Here is a 16223-nt window from a genome sequence, read left to right as displayed (position 1 = left end):
GCGCGCCCTCGCCGTGGGCGAGGACGCGCACAGTCGCGTGTCAGTGCAGGCGCCAGAGCGGGGAGACCGGGCCGTGCCCGGCGCCGAGGTCGTAGGAGGCCGCCAGGCAGCGAGTGACCCACTCCTTGCCGAACTCCACCGCGGCCGGCATCGAGTACCCGTGCGCCAGAGCGCACGCGATCGCCGCGGCCAGGGTGTCGCCGCCGCCGTGGTCGTTGCCGGTGTCGATCCGCGGGCTGGTGAACTCGTGGAAACGTTCCCCGTCGAACAGCAGATCGGTCGACTCGGTCGACGTGCGCAGGTGCCCGCCCTTGACCAGAGACCACTGTGCACCGAGCGCGTGCAGGGCCTCGGCGGCCCGGCGGGCGGACCCGTCGTCGACCACCTCGATGCCCGTGATGAGCCGGACCTCGTCGAGATTCGGTGTGACCAGCGAGGCGATCGGGATCAGCGTGTTGCGGACCGCGTCGAGTGCCTCCGCGTGCAACAGCGGGTCGCCGTGCATGGACGCGCACACGGGGTCCACGACCAGGGGCACGGCCTGCCCCTTGCCGATCCCGACCTCGCCGCACACCTGTGCGACGGACTCGATGATCGCGGTCGAGGCCAGCATCCCGGTCTTCGCGGCGCTCACCCCGATGTCGCCGACCACCGACCGCACCTGGTCGGCCACGATCTCGGGGGGGATCTCGTGAAACCCGCTGACCCCCACCGAGTTCTGCACCGTCACCGCGGCCACCGCGACGCACGCGTGGACGCCACACATGGCCATGGTGCGCGAGTCGGCCTGGATGCCGGCGCCGCCACCGGAGTCGGTCCCGGCGATGGTGAGGACTCGGATCGGGGTCTGTCCGTCGGGGGTGAGGGGCAAGAACTTCACGGGGTGGACACTACCGGGAGGTAGACCTGGCTTCCCGTGCCCGCGAACTCCGCGGACTTCTCCGCCATCCCGGCCTCGATCGCGGCCGCGTCGGTCAGTCCGTTGCGTTCGGCGTACTCGCGCACGTCCGCCGAGATCCGCATCGAGCAGAACTTCGGTCCGCACATCGAGCAGAAGTGCGCGGTCTTCGCCGGCTCCGCGGGCATGGTCTCGTCGTGGTACTCGCGCGCGGTGTCCGGGTCCAGCGAGAGCGCGAACTGGTCGCGCCAGCGGAACTCGAAGCGCGCCTTGGACAGCGCGTCGTCGCGCTCCTGCGCGCGGGGGTGCTGCTTCGCGAGATCCGCCGAGTGCGCAGCGATCTTGTAGGTGATGACGCCGACCTTCACGTCGTCCCGGTTCGGCAGCCCCAGATGTTCCTTGGGCGTCACGTAGCAGAGCATCGCGGTGCCTGCCTGCGCGATGATCGACGCGCCGATCGCGGAGGTGATGTGGTCGTACGCGGGCGCGATGTCGGTGGCGAGCGGTCCGAGCGTGTAGAACGGGGCCTCCTCGCAGAGCTCTTCCTCGAGCCGCACGTTCTCCACGATCTTGTGCATCGGCACATGGCCGGGGCCCTCGATCATCACCTGCACGCCATGCGATTTCGCGATCTTCGTCAGCTCACCCAGGGTGCGGAGCTCGGCGAACTGCGCCTCGTCGTTGGCGTCGGCGATCGAGCCCGGACGCAGGCCGTCGCCGAGCGAGAACGTGACGTCGTAGCGCGCGAGGATCTCGCACAGCTCCTCGAAGTGCGTGTACAGGAACGACTCCCGGTGGTGGGCCAGGCACCAGGCCGCCATGATCGAGCCGCCGCGCGAGACGATCCCGGTGACCCGCTTGGCGGTCAGCGGGACGTACCGCAGCAGTACGCCGGCGTGCACGGTCATGTAGTCGACGCCCTGCTCGCACTGCTCGATCACGGTGTCGCGGTAAATCTCCCAGGTGAGCGCGGTCGGGTCGCCGTTCACCTTCTCCAGCGCCTGGTAGATCGGCACCGTGCCGACCGGGACCGGCGAGTTGCGCAGGATCCACTCGCGGGTCTGGTGGATGTCCTTGCCGGTGGACAGGTCCATGATGTTGTCCGCGCCCCAGCGCGTGGCCCAGACCATCTTCTCGACCTCCTCGGCGATGGAGGAGGTGACCGCGGAGTTGCCGATGTTCGCGTTGATCTTCACCAGGAACCGCTTGCCGATGATCATCGGCTCGGACTCCGGGTGCTTGTGGTTCGCCGGGATCACCGCTCGGCCCGCGGCGACCTCCTCGCGCACGACCTCGGGCGAAACACCCTCGCGCACGGCGCAATAACGCATTTCGGGCGTGACGATCCCGGCCCGCGCCCACGCCAGCTGGGTCCGAACGGGCTTGGATTCCCCGTCGCCACGCTCGCCCCCGATGTCGACCGCGGCGGGTTTGGTCCAACCGTCGCGGGTCCTCGGCAGGCCCGCCTCGAGGTCGATGTGGGCACCGGCGTCGGTGTACGGGCCGGAGGTGTCGTACAGGTCCAGGTGTTCGCCGTTGCTCAACTGGACGCGCCGGACGGGCACTCGCATCCCGTCGACGTCGAGGTACTGCTTGCTGCTGCCCTCGATGGGGCCGGTGGTGACAGTGCTGGTCGTGACAGAGGTGTCCCTCATGCGTGCTCTCCCTACGCCGGCATTACCCGGTCAGGTTCGACGGTCGACGGCCCTGGTCGCTCCGAAGAGCTAGCCGTCCTCTCAGCCCGCTGGTGCGAGCCCCCGTGGGGTTGTGTAGTTGTTTCGGCGCCGACCCTAGACCCGGCCCCGTGTGCTGCGCCACTCCGGGTCCACCGGCCGGGCGGGATTTGAGTGATCCCGCTCACAAATGTCTGCCGATTGACCTATAGTGGCGTGGGTCACATTTGGGTTACGGGCGGGGTAGGGAGACGGGTTCATGATTGCGGATTCACCGACCGCGGAAGTGTCGAACAATGCTGGTCAGAGTCGCTTCGAGCTTCGGCTGAACGGCGATCTCGTCGGCATTCTCGGTTACTACGAGTTGGACACGAACGCGGGCGTCGGGGTCCGTGGCGGCCGGCGCGCGGGCCCGCCCGTCGTCTCGTTCATGCACACCGTGATCGTGGAGGACTTCGGGCATCGCGGCCTGGCCGCGGTCATGGTCCAGCGCGCGCTTGATGCGGCCCGCGAGTACGGCTGGAAGGTTCGCCCGGTGTGTACCTACCTGCAGCGATTCATCGCCGACAATCCCCAGTACCGAGACGTGCTCGCTCCACTGTGATCGTCGGGCCGCGGCCTGCTTTGTGCCGATTCGGCCACGATTCGAAGAAGTCTGGGCGACAAACAGGCGAGGGGCTCGTGGTGCGGCGGCGCGATGGCGCCGGGGCTGCTTGCATGGCGATGTGGATCACATCTTCAAGCGACATCACGTCCAGGCAGCGGCGGTGAGCACGCCCGTCGTTGCGACGGCGAACCCGGCGCTCGCGCGCGTCGAGGACAATCCGTCGCACTCGCGTTTCGACCTGTGGGTCGGCGACGAGTTGGTGGGAATCCTCGGCTACCGAAGTGGGCGCGACGACCCCGGTGCGCCGCTGTCGGGTGGCCCGCAGGGCGCCGATCCCGAGGTGGTCGCCCTGATGCACACCGTGGTCAAGGAGGACTTCGGCGGTCGCGGATGGGCCGCGATCCTGGTTCGTGAGGTGCTCGAGGAGTCGCGGGTGCGGGGCTGGCGGCTGCGGCCGGTCTGCACCTACGTCCAGCGATACCTCGGCACGCACACGGAGTTCCTGGGGCTGATCGACGGCGACTGACCGCACTTCGCGGAAATTCGAGAGCACTGCTCTTGCAGTCTCGGGCGCGGGGGTGAATACTGCTCTCAACAGAGAGCGCTGCTCTCGTCCGAGGTGGGGAGCAAATCATGATCGACACAACCGTCCGACCGCAGACCCGCCGCGGGGGCGCGACCGCCGCGGCCGCGCTGTTCGGCGTCTCCGGGCTGCTGTTCCTGCTCTATCCCGCCGTCCGGCCGTACTCGGACTACCTGAACGAGACCACTCTCGACGGCGCACGCGCGTACGCCTCGGGCGGCTGGGTCGCCGCACACGTGTTCGGCATGCTCGGGTTCGTGTTGCTCGGGTTGGCGATGCAGGCGCTGCGGGACGTCCTCCGTGGCACGCCCGCCGATCGGATCGGCATCGCCGCCACCGTGGTGACGTGGGTCGGCGTCGGCCTGACCCTCCCGTACTACGGCGCCGAGGACTTCGCCCTGCACTCGGTCGCGATCCGTGCGCTCGGTGACGGCTCGCCGGACCTGCTCGACCTGGTCGTGCAGGTGCGGGGCGGCGGTACGCAGATGACGATGTTCGCGTCGGGGCTGGTGCTGGTCGCCGCGGGCGCGGTGACGGCCGCGGTCGCGATCTGGCGGTCGGGAGTGCTCGCCCGGTGGAGCGGGATCCCGCTCGCGGTCGGCTTCGCGCTGTTCGTCCCGCAGTTCTTCGGACCGCCGTGGGTACGGGTCGCGCACGGCGTCGTGCTGGCCGCCGGCGCGCTGTGGCTCGCTGCGGAACTGCTGCGGCCCCGTCGCGACGCAGCCGACGCGCGCTAGGCGAGCTCGACCACCACCGGTGCGTGGTCGCTGGCGCCCTTACCCTTTCGTTCTTCGCGGTCGATCGACGCACCGGTGACCCGGGCGGCCAGCGCGGGCGAGGCGAGCTGGAAGTCGATCCGCATGCCCTGCCGCTTCGGGAAGCGCAGCTGCGTGTAGTCCCAGTAGGTGTAGACGCCGGGGCCGGGCGTGAACGGCCGGACCACGTCGGAGAAGCCCGCGTCGACGAAGGCGTGGAACGCGTCCCGCTCCGGCTGCGACGTGTGGGTCTTGCCCTCGAACAGGGCCGGATCCCACACGTCCTCGTCGGTCGGCGCGACGTTCCAGTCGCCGACCAGCGCGACCTGGGCGTTCGGGTCGTCTGCGAGCCACTTGACCGCGTCGTCACGCAGGGTCGCGAGCCAGTCCAGCTTGTACTCGTAGTGCGGGTCGGACAGCTCGCGACCGTTCGGGACGTACAGGCTCCACACCCGCACCCCGCCGCAGGTCGCGCCGATCGCGCGGGCCTCGACCACCGGGGTGGCGATGTCCAGGCTGTCGGCGGCGGCCTTCGCGAACCCGGGCTGGCCCTCGAACCCGATCTGCACGTCGTCGAGTCCCACCCGCGAGATGATCGCCACCCCGTTCCACTGGCTCAACCCCACGTGCGCGACCTCGTAGCCGAGGTCGGTGAACCGGTCCGTGGGGAACTGGTCGTCGCGGCACTTGGTCTCCTGGATCGCCAGCACGTCCGTCTCGGTCCGCGCCAGCCAGTCCACGATCCGGTCCGTCCGGGCCCGCACCGAGTTCACATTCCACGTCGCCAGTCGCATGCCAGGCAGCGTAGTGCTCGGCGAGGACGGTTCAGTCGGGGGCGGTCGCGTACCGGTAGCGGTGGTGATCGATGAGCCCGAGGGTGCGGTAGAGCGCGATGGCCGCGTCGTTGTCCGCGGCCACCTGGATGTACGCGTGGGTGGCGCCGTTGTCACGTCCCCAGCGGATCATCTCCGCGCACATCAGCAGGCCGAGTCCGCGTCGCCGGTGCTCAGCCGCGACCTCGACCGCGGCCAGGCCCACCCAGTGCCGCCCGTCCGGCGCCTCTGTGACCGCAGCCCGCGCGATCGCGAGCAGTTCGGTGTCCGGGCTGCCGAGTGCACCGAATCCGAGTCGGCCGTCCCGGACGGCGCCGAGCACAGCCGGCGCGCACGCGGGCAGCGACTCGCCGTGATAGTGGTACAGCGGCAGCCAGCGTTCGTCCGGTACGTCCGCCACCGTGACCAGCGAATCACCTTCGGGCAGGGTCAGATTCGCGATGTCGGCGGCCATGACAAGAACCTCGTCGGAGACCTCCCAGCCCTCGGGCGCGGTGCCGAGGCGGTCGGGCAGCAGCAGCTGCAAACGCTGGCCCCGGTCGGCGTACCAGGCGCGCAGCCGCTCGGCGGTGTCGCCGGTGTAGAGGTCGCCGATCCGGTCCGCCTTGCCCAACGGGACCGCTGCGTTGGCGCGCCGGGTGAAGCCGTCGCCGAACCGAGCCAGCCATCCGTTCACCCAGGTCTGCTCGGTGCCGGGCCAGCCGTCGGCCGCGGCCAGCTCCAGGGCCCGGATCTCCCTCGTCAGCACCGGGCGGGCGCCGAGGGCCTTGAGCGCGACGACCTGGTCGGGGGAGACCTGCACGACCCGTCCGTCCGGAGCGCGGACCACGACGGCGGGAGCCAGCGAGACCAACTCGCCGATGATGTCCGTCAGCGGCTGCGGATAGCCCGGCGGAAGCTTGTAGCGCAGGACGACCCTGCTCCCGAGAGCAGCCTCAGTCATCGTGGCCGAACGGATCCTCGACCGTGCCGGGGATCCAGCTCTGCCCGGGCACGCCCCAGCCTGCCCGCTTGATCGTCTTCTTCGCTGCGCGTGCGTTGCGACCGATCAGCATGTCCGTGTACAGGAATCCGTCGAGGTGGCCGACCTCGTGCTGCAGCATCCGGGCGAAGAAGCCGTTGCCCTGGATATCGACCGGGTCGCCGTTGACGTCGATGCCGGTGACCCGCGCCCAGTCCGCGCGACCGGTCGGGAACTGCTCGCCCGGCACGGACAGGCAGCCCTCCTCGTCGTCGTCCGGGTCGGGCATGGTCTCGGGCAGTTCCGACGTCTCGAGCACCGGGTTGATGACCTCGCCGCGGCGCCGCTCGCCGTCGCCGTCGCCGTCGTAGTCGGGGCAGTCGTAGACGAACAGTCGCAGCGCAACGCCCACTTGGTTCGCGGCCAGGCCGACGCCGTTCGCGGCGTCCATCGTGTCGTACATGTCGGCGACGAGCTCGGCTACCTCGGACACGGGTTGCGTCACCGGTTTCGTGGGCTCGTGGAGCACCGGGTCGCCAACGATCCGGATGGGAAGAATTGCCATGGTGAGAAGGATAGTGGGGGTCCCGCGGGTTACCCGGACGGTGGTGGGCGTGAGCGACGCGCCAGCACGCCGAACCCGGGGCCGACGTGGCGATCGTGGTTGAATCAGTAGCCGAAGAACAACTGTGTAATTTCGTTGCTCGGTCACGTGAAGCCGACCGGGTGTCCGGGGAACTTTAGGTTTCGCTGAAATTGGGCGAGAGCTCGAAGTGGGGAGTGAGATGGACGGCGCAGCAGCGCGTAGCCGGAATTCCGAGCACACCGACCCGCAGGCCACCGACGAGGTGGGCGCGGACGGACTCACCCGCCGCGACCACGACATCCTGTCCTTCGAACGCCAGTGGTGGAAGTACGCGGGGGCGAAGGAAGAGGCCATCAAGGAACTCTTCGACATGTCCGCCACCCGCTACTACCAGGTCCTGAATGCGCTGGTCGACCGGCCGGAAGCCCTCGCCGTCGACCCCATGCTGGTGAAGCGACTGCGTCGGTTGCGGGCCAGCAGGCAGAAGGCGCGCGCGGCCCGCCGGCTCGGATTCGACATCACCTAGGTGCCGGCGACGATGCCGCGGCCTCTAAGGTCGGTACCGTGAGTACCCCGCAGCCTGCACCGTCAGGACCGCCGCTTCGCGCGCTCGCGATGGTCCTCATCGCCCTCGCCATCGCCTTCGCGGGCATCGGCGCGATGGCACTCTCCGGCTCGGGCTCGGACACCAAGCCCACCGAGGTGGTGCCCAGCGTCGCTCCGGTCACCGCGAGCCCGAACAGTCCCGGGGCCTCGGCGCGTGCGACCACCCCGGCCGTCACGTCCGTGGCCTCCGCGACACCGACGACCAGCGCGGTCGCCTCGGCGTCGGCCGTCGACAAGTCCGCCGTGCCGGTGCGGGTGTTCAACAACAGCACGGTCAGCGGTCTCGCCGCGCAGACTGCGAGCACAATCGAGGCGGACGGCTGGCACGTCTCCGAGACCGGCAACTACAGCACCGGGAACGTCGCCAGGACGACGGTGTTCTACTCGCCCTCCTCCGCCACCGAGAAGCAGGCGGCGCTCGAGATCGCGTCGGCCCTGGGTGCCACGGCGGAACCGCGCTTCGCGGGGATCCAGTCGGCCTCGCCGGGCGTGATCGTGATCGTCACCTCGCCGTAGGCGGGTCGCGGATCCGAGCGGCGCGTGGTCAACTATCGCGCGTCGTAGACCACCGGTCGGCCGGATCGCCCGGCTGGCTATGATCAGAGCACTTTCAGCCCATCTCGAAGGAGCGGTTTGATGGCCTTGCTTACCCGACGCGACCCGAACACTGCCGGCCGTGTGTCCTGGCGCGTCGTCGCCCCGATGGTCGCGATCGCGGCCGTTGGCCTCACCGCGTGCTCGAACGGCCAGGAGGCGAGCACGGTTCCCGGCACCACGCCTGCCGTGTGGTCGGGTCAGCCCGCCCCCATCGGTGCCCCCGGTTCGGGTGGCGGCGCCGGTGAGGGTGCCTCCGCCGCGGACCGGATCACTTCCCCGCTCAAGGACTCGCACGGCGAGGCGGCGGGCACCGTCAGCTTCGTGCAGTCCGGTGACCACGTGGTGGTCACCGTCTCCGCGCACGGTCTCACCCCCGGCTTCCACGGCCTGCACGTCCACTCGGTGGGCAAGTGCGAGACCAACTCGGTGGCCCCCACGGGCGGCGCCCCCGGCGATTTCCTCTCCGCGGGTGGGCATTTCCAGGCGTCGGGCCACACCGGCCACCCGTCAAGCGGCGACCTCACCTCGCTGCAGGTGCGCCAGGACGGCACGGCGGAGCTGATGACCACCACCGACTCGATCACCATCGAGGACCTGCAGAACCACGGTGAGGGCACCGCGATCGTCGTGCACGCCGGTGCCGACGACTTCGGCAACGTCCCGGCCCGGTACGCCCCCGGCGGACCGGACGAGGAGACGATGAAGACCGGTGACGCCGGCGCCCGCGTCGCCTGCGCCGTCCTGAAGTAGTCCCGGCGCGGCACAGTCTGCCGCGTTGTCGTGTCCCGACGCCGTGACCGTGGAGATGCTGGCCACTTGCCAGTTCCCGGTCGCGGCGTCGGTGCGTTTGCTGTGGTTGGATCAGCGCTGTGGCAGTCCACTTCGCCGGTTCGCCCCGGCCCACGATCGGCGTCGAGTGGGAGATCGCACTGGTCGACCCGGCCACGCGCGACCTCTCCAATTCCGCCGCCCAGGTGCTGGCCGCCGCAGATTCACTCGCGGGGTCGACGCCGCCGCGACTGCACAAGGAATTCCTGCGCAACACGGTCGAACTGGTGACCGGGATCTGCACGACCACCGCCGAGGCGATGGACGACCTGGACGAGACCATGCGGCTGCTGCGCCGCGCCGCCACCCGCGAGGGCGTCGAGCTGATGTGTGCGGGCACCCACCCGTTCGCGCAGTGGTCCGCGCAGCAGGTCACCCCCAACCCGCACTACGACGAGATGATCGAGCGCACCCAGTGGTGGGGCCGGCAGATGCTGATCTGGGGAGTGCACGTGCACGTCGGGGTGTCCTCGGCGGACCGCGTCTTCCCGATCATCAACGCGATGTTGGTCAAGTACCCGCACCTGCTCGCGCTGTCGGCGTCCTCGCCGATGTGGGCGGGCGTGGACACCGGGTACGCCAGCAACCGGGCGCTGATGTTCCAGCAGCTGCCCACCGCGGGCCTGCCGTTCCAGTTCGAAACCTGGTCGCAGTTCGAGGGATTCGTGCACGACCAGATGAAGACCGGCGTCATCGAGCGCCTCGGGGCCCTGCACTGGGACATTCGCCCGGCGCCGCAGTGGGGCACCATCGAGGTCCGCGTCTGCGACGGCGCCTCGACCGCGGCCGAGCTCAGCGCGCTGGTCGCGTTGACGCACTGCCTGGTGGTGCATTTCGACCGACAGCTCGACGCCGGGGTGGAACTGCCGGGGATGCCGCCGTGGCACGTCCAGGAGAACAAGTGGCGGGCCGCGCGCTACGGGCTGGACGCCGAGATCATCCTCGATGCCGACAGCAACGAGCGGCTGGTGACCGACGACCTGTACGACCTGCTCGAGCAGCTCACGCCGATCGCCCGTGAGCTGGGCTGCGCGGACGAGCTGGCCCGCGTGGCCGACATTCCGCGCCGCGGGGCCTCGTACCAACGTCAGCGCGCGGTCGCCGCGGCCGCCGACGGCGACCTGACCGCCGTCGTGGACTCACTGGTGCGCGAGCTCGACAGTTAAGTCCCTGTTCACGCACCGTTTACTATGTACAGGTGCTGATCGACGACTCGCCCGCCGCTGCGCCGTGGCGACCGTCGCGGGGCGCCCGACCGACCCTGGTCACCATCGCCGTGGCTGTCTTCGTCGCCGTGCTGATCGCGCTTCAGGTGGTGGCCTCGCGCAACGGATTCGAGGGTCCGCTGCAGTCGCTGGCCAGGGATTTCGTTGGTACCCCGAAGTCGATGTCCGTGCCCTGGGCCGGGCTGGCGCTCGCCCTGGTCGGGCTGACCAACCGACAGCGGGTGGTCGCCCTCGCCGCGGCGATCGCGCTGGACCTGGTGTTCCTGCTGGGCAGGCTGGCGGTCGACGGTCCGGTCGCGATCGGCAACGGACCGACCCTCGTGCTCACCGGGATCGGTGTGGTCGCCGCGGTGCGGTGGTCGGGGGAGCGGCGGGCGAGTGCGCTGCGCGGGGTCGCGCTCGGCGCCCTGCTGATCGTCGCGACGAAGGTCGGCGACGTGTGGCTGCAGATCACCGTGATGACCCGGCCGGTCGTGCTCGACCAGTACGTCGAGCTCGCGGACCGGGCGCTGGGCAGTCCGTCGTGGGTCATGGGCCGGGTGGTCGACGCGCTCGGCAGCGCCGGTTACGGGGTGCTGCACTGGGTGTACATCGAGCTGCCGGTCGCCGCGATCGTGGTGGCGCTCTACCAGCTCCGGAACGGCTGGCCGTCGCACTACCTGGTGCGGACCTTCCTCGCGATCGGGCTGATCGGCCCGGTCTTCTACCTGCTGTTCCCCGTGGTCGGGCCCGACTTCGCGTACGGCACCGCGGGTGCCGGATCGCAGCTCGCGAACCTGTGGCCGACCGTCGTGCCGACGGGGACCGACCCGTCGGGGTTCGTGTTCGACACTCCCGCGCCGCGCAACTGCATGCCGTCCCTGCACACCGCCTGGGCGCTGTCGATCTTCATCCACTCCCGCCGCGGTCCGCGGTGGCTGCGCTGGGGCGGCACCTTCTGGCTGGTGTGCACGCTGATGGCCACGCTGGGCTTCGGCTACCACTACGGCGTCGACCTCGTCGCCGGCGCCGTGCTGTGCCTGACCCTCGAGTCGGCGCTGCGGGACCCGGAGCGTGGCTGGGCCCGGTTCCGGGTGCGGCTGGTGGTCGGCGGCGCGATCGTGTTCGCGGCGCTGCTGGCGAGCTACCGGTACCTCGCGGCCCCGATCGCCGAGTTCCCGATGATCTCCGCGCCGTTGATCCTGGGGTCGCTCGCCGCGGTGGCCGTCGCGTTCTACGCCAGCTTCTTCGCCGCGCCGGAGTCGGCGCTGGGCCGGTGGGGTGGGCAGTGCGGTGGCGACGAGGACGAGACGGTCACCGCCGCGGCGTCGCAAATATAGACTCCGCGTATGGGTACCGGACCGGATGCCGCGCTGTCGCTGCGTGAACGGCAGAAGCAGCAGACCCGGTCGCACCTCCTGGAGACCTCCGCCCGGCTGATCGGCGAACGCGGGTACAAGGCGAGCACCATCGAGGACATCGCCAGGGCGGCGGGCATGAGCCGGGCCACGGTGTACTCCTACTTCCCCAGCAAGGAGGCGATCGTCCGGGGGCTCGTGGTGGAGCTGTGGGACGGTGCCGAGGAGCTGTACGTCGAGTTCGGCCGCCTCACCGAGTGGTCGCGACCGACGGTGCGCGGCTGGGTCCAGATGGTGGTCGAGACCTGGGAGCGCAGCGGGGACCGCCTCCGGGTCGGCGCGGCGCGCCTGGTCGACTACGACGATTTCTACCTCGACTACCACCGGCGATTCGTGCGCGCGCTGACCGCCGACGAGCAGCTGTGGGCCCGATTCCCGGCCGACGAGGCCGAGCGGCGGGCGCTGCTGCTGATCAGCGGGCTGGAACTGTTCCTCAACACCTGGCTGGTGCGCGGGTGGGCGCACGACCGGGAGGGGGCCATCGACACGCTGACCGACGTGTGGCGGGCGACGCTGAACGCCGAGGAGCCCGCCGCGGGCGGACGCGCCCGCCGCGGCGGGCGCGCGACCGCCCGCTGACCCCTCACACCAGCGCGAACTTCGCGCGGGCGATGCCGCCGATCTCGGCCAGCGCCAGCCGGGCCCGGGCATGCGCGTCGGCGTGCATCAGAAAGCCGTGCGCCACACCGGGATACCGCAACAGCGCGGTCTGCACTCCGGCGTCGCGCAGCCTGCGCCCGTAGTCCTCGGCTCCGTCACGGGCCACGTCGTGGGACGCGGTGACCACGATCGCGGGCGGCAGACCGGACAGGTCCTCGGCGAGGCTGGGCACCGCGTAGGGGCTGTCGCGACTCGGGTCGTCCCCGAGGTACATGTTCATCGACCACGGGATGTCGCCGGCGGTCACGATCGGGCCGTCGGCGAACTCGAGCACCGACGGCCACTCGACGCTCCGGTCGATCCCGGCGTAGATCAGCAGCTGGAACACCGGCGCCGGTGCCTGCTCGTCGCGGGCACGCAGCGCGACCCCGGCCGCGAGGGTGGCGCCGGCGCTGTCTCCAGCCACCGCGACCAGGTTCGGCCGGGTGCCCAGCTCCGCCGCGTTGTCGAGCACCCAACGGGTCGCCGCGTACGCCTCGTCGGAGGCGACCGGGTAGGGGAACTCGGGGGCGAGCCGGTAGTCGACGCTGACCACCATCGCGCCGGTCGCGGCGGCGAGGTGCCGGGCCATCGAGTCGAAGGACTCGACGCTGCCGATGACGAGGGCGCCGCCGTGGAAGTAGACCATCGCCGGCAGGGTCGCGGCGTCGGTCGGTCGGTAGACGCGGACCGGCAGTGGGCCGTGGGGCCCCGGCAGGGTGCGGTCGTCGACGGCGTGCATCTCGGGCGCGGGCGTGCGCGGCATCGACTCCATCATCGAGCGCGAGGCCTGCACCCCCAACTCGTACATCGGCCGCCAATACTGCTGCCGGGCGGACAGATACGAGGCGACGTCGGGGTCGAGTTCGGTCATGGTGGCTCCGATCCTGGAGGGGGTGGACTCAGTCGCCGACCTTGGCGGCGACCGTGGTCGGGATGCCGATCGCGGACCACTGGGCGTACGCGTCGGGGCCCAGTCGTCGGGCGTGGCCGTCGAGTTGGGCCCACATGGTCGGCGCGACGGTCAGGTCCACAGGGGCCATGACCTGGTCGATGAGCGCGGGCCAGCTCTCGGGCTCGGTGTCGGGTGCGATCGCGCCGTGGGTCTCCGCCTGGATCACGCGGGAGACCAGCCCGCCGCCGACGGTGAACGCCTCGCCGCTCAGTTCGGTGTCGCGGTGCAGCAGGTAGACGGCGAAGGCGCCGACCGCCTCGGGCGGGAAGCGGTCCTGCATGAACTCCGCGAACCCGTCGGCCTGGATGCCTGCCGTCGACCGGGTCCACGCCGCGGGGAGCACCGCGTTGGCGCGCACCCCGGCCGCGGCGCCGAGGATCGCCTGGGTGCGGTTGAGGGCCAGGATGGCGCCCTTCGCCGCGCCGTATCCGGGCATGGCGGGCGAACCCCAGACGGCGTTGGAGGCGACGTTGAGGATCCGCCCGGCGCCGGTCGCCGACAGGTGCGGCCAGGCGGCCTCGCTGATCCGGTGCGCCCCGTGCAGGTGGACGTCGACCTGGGTGTCGAAGTCGCCGCCCGCGCCCGCGTTGTTCACCACGATGTCCAGGCGGCCGAAGGCCTCGACGGCCGCGCCGACGATCCGCTCGGATTCGTGGACCACGTCGCCGGTGACCCCGATCGCCGTGCCGCCGGACTCGGAGATCAGGCGGACAGCGTTCTCGGTGCCGGGTGCGTTGGAGTTCCCGGCCCAGTCGCGGCCGAGGTCGTTGACCACGACCGCGCACCCGCGCTCGGCGAGCATTCGGGCGTAGGTCAGGCCGAGGCCGAAGTCGGAGACGCCGGTGACGAGCGCTACCTGACCGTCAAATCGCAAGGGGCTCATGGTTGTCGGACGCTAGCCGATCGGATCGGCGTTGGGTAGACCCTTTGGAAGAAAAGTAGACTGCGAGTATGGAAAATGAATCGTAGGTATGGACAAACGCCCCGCAGTCCGCCTAGTGTGCCCTGCATCACATCGGTACCGGATCTGTCCGTCCCGCCCCACGGGAATGCGGCGCGGCGCGGCGCGGGTCCGGGTCCCGTCCTCGAGAAGGAGCGTCGATGCCTCCCCTTACCCACGCCTCGTCGCCGGTCCCGGTCGATCGGGACCGGTTGCGGCGGTGCCTGGAGTCGGCCGATCCGGCGGTGCTGCTCGCTGTCCTGGTGCAGCTGACCGGCGACGTGTCGCTGCTGGACCGCCATGCCGGGCAGATCTCCCACGTGCCGGACCCGCCGGAGATGGCGGCCGTCGCCCCGGAATCGATCGTGGGCGAGATCGTGGACCGGCTGATCGAGGCCGTGACCGGCGGCGCGCGGCCCGACGACCGGGTCGACGAGGAGCTGTTCGGTCGACTCGCCCCGCTCGCGCTGGGTGTCCCGGTCCCCGACGAGTTCGTGCCGATGCTGCTCGAGCAGGGCGGATTCCGGTACTACCAGCCGGTCGTACCGCGGACGACCCCGATCCCGGGCACCGTGAGCGTCGCGATCGTGGGTGCGGGCCTCGCGGGGATCGCCGTCGCGATCGCCGCCGCCCGCGCCGGGGTGGCGTACGAGATCTTCGAACGAAACAGTGACGTGGGCGGAACCTGGCACATCCAGAACTATCCGGGGGTCGCGGTGGACACCCCGGCGGCGTACTACTCGCTGTCGAGCGCGCTGAACCCGGACTGGTCCAGCTACTACCCGAAGGGTGGTGAGTATCAGGAGTACCTGCGAGCGGTGGTCGACGAGCACCGGATCCGGGACAACACGAGATTCGGGACCGAGGTCGAGGCGTTGCGGTGGGACGAACCGGCCGCCCGGTGGGAGATCCAGTGGCGGGACGCCGACGGCGGTCGCGGGACCGGGTACGCGTCGGCCGTCGTCACCGCCGCCGGCTACCTCAACCGGCCCAAGTATCCCGACGCCCCGGGACGGGAGGAGTTCGCGGGAGTCAGCGTGCACTCGAGCGAGTGGGACCCCGAACTGGACCTGGCCGGCAAACGGGTCGCGGTGATCGGCGCTGGGTGCACCGCGGTGCAGATCGTCGACTCCCTCGTCGGCGAGGTCGAGCACCTGACCCTGTTCCAGCGGCAGCCGCACTGGGTGGCCCCCCGCAAGCGACGCTCCGACACGGTTCCGGAGGAGCGGCGGTGGCTGGCGAAACACCTGCCCTACTACGCCAATTGGATCCGGCTCAAGTCGTTCTGGGGCTCGTCGGACAACGCCTATCCGGTGGTCGTCGTGGACCCGGAGTGGGCAGAGAATCACCTGTCGATCTCGCCGGCCAACGACTTCCTGCTACGGGACTGCCTGGCCTACATCGACGAGACCTTCGGTGCCGGGAGCGAATTGGCGGAGAAGGTGACACCCGACTTCGCGCCGTTCGGCAAGCGCATCATCCGCGATCCTGGCGGCTACTACCGGGCCCTGACCCGTCCCGACGTGGACGTGGAGGTGGAGGGGATCGACCGGATCGCTCCGGACGGCATCGTGACCGCGGACGGGCGCCTGATCGACGTAGATGTCATCGTGTACGCCACGGGATACCACCTGGACTTCCTGTCCACCATGGAGATTCGTGGCCGTGACGGGGTGACCCTGGGGCAGGAGTGGGCGGGCAACAACCCGCGCGCCTATCGCGGCGGCACCGTCCCCGGCTTCCCGAACCTGTTCATCACCTCGGCTCCCAACGCGAATCCCGGCCACGGCGCAGGCAACAACTTCGCGATCGAGGTCACGGCGCACTTTCTCGTCGAGTGCCTGCAACTGCTCGCCGAACGCGAGGCGACGTCGCTGGAGCCGACCCGGGAGGCCTACGACGAGTACAACGCGCGGATCGACGAGGCGATGGAACGCACCGTGTGGCGGCACACCCCGAGCGCGCACACCTACTACCGAAACGACTCGGGGCGGGTGATCGTCGCCAGCCCCTGGCGGTTGGTCGACGTCTGGTCCGAGCATCGAGCACCGGTGGAATCGCACTTCGTTCTCAGATAGCCCCGGCTCGGACAACTCCCTCGTTCTCAGATGATTCCGGCGGTCTCGGACCGCCCTGGAT

17 protein-coding genes and 1 riboswitch are annotated in these 16223 nt (G+C 70.2%); of the genes, 10 read left to right on the top strand and 7 right to left on the bottom strand.

The features are described 5' to 3' along the window. Positions 1-40 precede the first annotated feature (40 nt). Both thiD and thiC read right to left on the bottom strand, forming a co-directional pair. Entirely contained in the window at positions 41-880 is an 840-nt protein-coding gene (gene thiD / locus ACFXGJ_RS15065) for a bifunctional hydroxymethylpyrimidine kinase/phosphomethylpyrimidine kinase (RefSeq protein WP_378621207.1), read from the bottom strand. Beyond that, positions 877-2553 carry a phosphomethylpyrimidine synthase ThiC gene (thiC, locus tag ACFXGJ_RS15060; RefSeq protein ID WP_378621204.1) on the bottom strand — a complete coding sequence of 559 codons (1677 nt, stop codon included), beginning with the start codon at positions 2551-2553 and terminating at the stop codon, positions 877-879. The genes thiD and thiC overlap by 4 nt, the downstream gene beginning before the upstream one ends. Further along, positions 2545-2669, bottom strand: a riboswitch (TPP riboswitch). Its footprint overlaps the gene before it by 9 nt. Before the next feature lie 161 nt (positions 2670-2830). Here thiC and ACFXGJ_RS15055 point away from each other — a divergent pair. The 3 genes from ACFXGJ_RS15055 to ACFXGJ_RS15045 all read left to right on the top strand — a co-directional run bounded on the left by ACFXGJ_RS15055 (position 2831) and on the right by ACFXGJ_RS15045 (position 4498). Then, a complete protein-coding gene (locus tag ACFXGJ_RS15055; RefSeq protein WP_378621201.1) occupies positions 2831-3175 on the top strand; it encodes a GNAT family N-acetyltransferase in 345 nt (114 codons plus the stop codon). A gap of 163 nt (positions 3176-3338) precedes the next feature. Beyond that, a complete protein-coding gene (locus ACFXGJ_RS15050) occupies positions 3339-3704 on the top strand; it encodes a GNAT family N-acetyltransferase (RefSeq protein ID WP_378621198.1) in 366 nt (121 codons plus the stop codon). A gap of 107 nt (positions 3705-3811) precedes the next feature. Beyond that, on the top strand, positions 3812-4498 hold the full coding sequence (locus tag ACFXGJ_RS15045) for a hypothetical protein (RefSeq protein WP_378621196.1): 687 nt from the start codon (positions 3812-3814) through the stop codon (positions 4496-4498). On the opposite strand, the gene ACFXGJ_RS15040 is transcribed toward ACFXGJ_RS15045, so the two are convergent. From ACFXGJ_RS15040 to ACFXGJ_RS15030, 3 genes are read right to left on the bottom strand one after another with little or no spacing between them, the layout of a single operon-like run. Continuing rightward, a complete protein-coding gene (locus ACFXGJ_RS15040) occupies positions 4495-5310 on the bottom strand; it encodes an exodeoxyribonuclease III (RefSeq protein ID WP_378621194.1) in 816 nt (271 codons plus the stop codon). The genes ACFXGJ_RS15045 and ACFXGJ_RS15040 overlap by 4 nt on opposite strands. Before the next feature lie 31 nt (positions 5311-5341). Next, the gene (locus ACFXGJ_RS15035) at positions 5342-6292 is read right to left on the bottom strand and encodes a GNAT family N-acetyltransferase (protein ID WP_378621191.1); all 951 of its coding nucleotides are present in this window, start codon (positions 6290-6292) and stop codon (positions 5342-5344) included. Beyond that, positions 6285-6875: a peptide deformylase gene (locus tag ACFXGJ_RS15030; RefSeq protein WP_378621189.1), complete on the bottom strand. Its 591-nt coding sequence runs from the start codon at positions 6873-6875 to the stop codon at positions 6285-6287. Before ACFXGJ_RS15030 ends, ACFXGJ_RS15035 begins: the two co-directional genes overlap by 8 nt. A gap of 220 nt (positions 6876-7095) precedes the next feature. Between ACFXGJ_RS15030 and ACFXGJ_RS15025 the strand changes: the two genes are divergently transcribed. The 6 genes from ACFXGJ_RS15025 (at position 7096) to ACFXGJ_RS15000 (ending at position 12129) form a co-directional block, all read left to right on the top strand. Next, complete coding sequence (locus ACFXGJ_RS15025) at positions 7096-7422, top strand: DUF3263 domain-containing protein (protein ID WP_378621186.1); 327 nt, start codon at positions 7096-7098, stop codon at positions 7420-7422. Between the two features lie 38 nt (positions 7423-7460). Beyond that, entirely contained in the window at positions 7461-8018 is a 558-nt protein-coding gene (locus tag ACFXGJ_RS15020; RefSeq protein ID WP_378621183.1) for a LytR C-terminal domain-containing protein, read from the top strand. A gap of 120 nt (positions 8019-8138) precedes the next feature. Beyond that, the gene (locus ACFXGJ_RS15015) at positions 8139-8849 is read left to right on the top strand and encodes a superoxide dismutase family protein (protein ID WP_378621180.1); all 711 of its coding nucleotides are present in this window, start codon (positions 8139-8141) and stop codon (positions 8847-8849) included. A gap of 119 nt (positions 8850-8968) precedes the next feature. Continuing rightward, the gene (locus ACFXGJ_RS15010; RefSeq protein WP_378621177.1) at positions 8969-10093 is read left to right on the top strand and encodes a glutamate--cysteine ligase; all 1125 of its coding nucleotides are present in this window, start codon (positions 8969-8971) and stop codon (positions 10091-10093) included. Positions 10094-10188: 95 nt separating this feature from the next. Then, positions 10189-11472 carry a DUF5933 domain-containing protein gene (locus ACFXGJ_RS15005; RefSeq protein WP_378621213.1) on the top strand — a complete coding sequence of 428 codons (1284 nt, stop codon included), beginning with the start codon at positions 10189-10191 and terminating at the stop codon, positions 11470-11472. Between the two features lie 9 nt (positions 11473-11481). Further along, the gene (locus ACFXGJ_RS15000) at positions 11482-12129 is read left to right on the top strand and encodes a TetR/AcrR family transcriptional regulator (RefSeq protein WP_378621174.1); all 648 of its coding nucleotides are present in this window, start codon (positions 11482-11484) and stop codon (positions 12127-12129) included. 4 nt (positions 12130-12133) lie between these two features. Here the strand turns inward: ACFXGJ_RS15000 and ACFXGJ_RS14995 are convergent, their stop codons facing one another. Both ACFXGJ_RS14995 and ACFXGJ_RS14990 read right to left on the bottom strand, forming a co-directional pair. Then, positions 12134-13063 (bottom strand): alpha/beta hydrolase, encoded by a 930-nt coding sequence (locus tag ACFXGJ_RS14995; protein WP_378621171.1) that lies wholly within the window; start codon positions 13061-13063, stop codon positions 12134-12136. Between the two features lie 28 nt (positions 13064-13091). Continuing rightward, positions 13092-14027, bottom strand: coding sequence for an SDR family NAD(P)-dependent oxidoreductase (locus tag ACFXGJ_RS14990; RefSeq protein WP_378621167.1), 936 nt, complete (start codon positions 14025-14027; stop codon positions 13092-13094). 218 nt (positions 14028-14245) lie between these two features. Between ACFXGJ_RS14990 and ACFXGJ_RS14985 the strand changes: the two genes are divergently transcribed. Further along, the gene (locus ACFXGJ_RS14985) at positions 14246-16162 is read left to right on the top strand and encodes a flavin-containing monooxygenase (protein ID WP_378621164.1); all 1917 of its coding nucleotides are present in this window, start codon (positions 14246-14248) and stop codon (positions 16160-16162) included. Positions 16163-16223 lie beyond the last annotated feature (61 nt).

Origin of the sequence: Rhodococcus sp. NPDC059234 (assembly GCF_042754225.1) — a bacterium.
GTDB lineage: Bacteria > Actinomycetota > Actinomycetes > Mycobacteriales > Mycobacteriaceae > Rhodococcus_G.
Note: the sequence above shows the minus strand (reverse complement) of the source record. Positions and strands in the feature narration are given on the sequence as shown.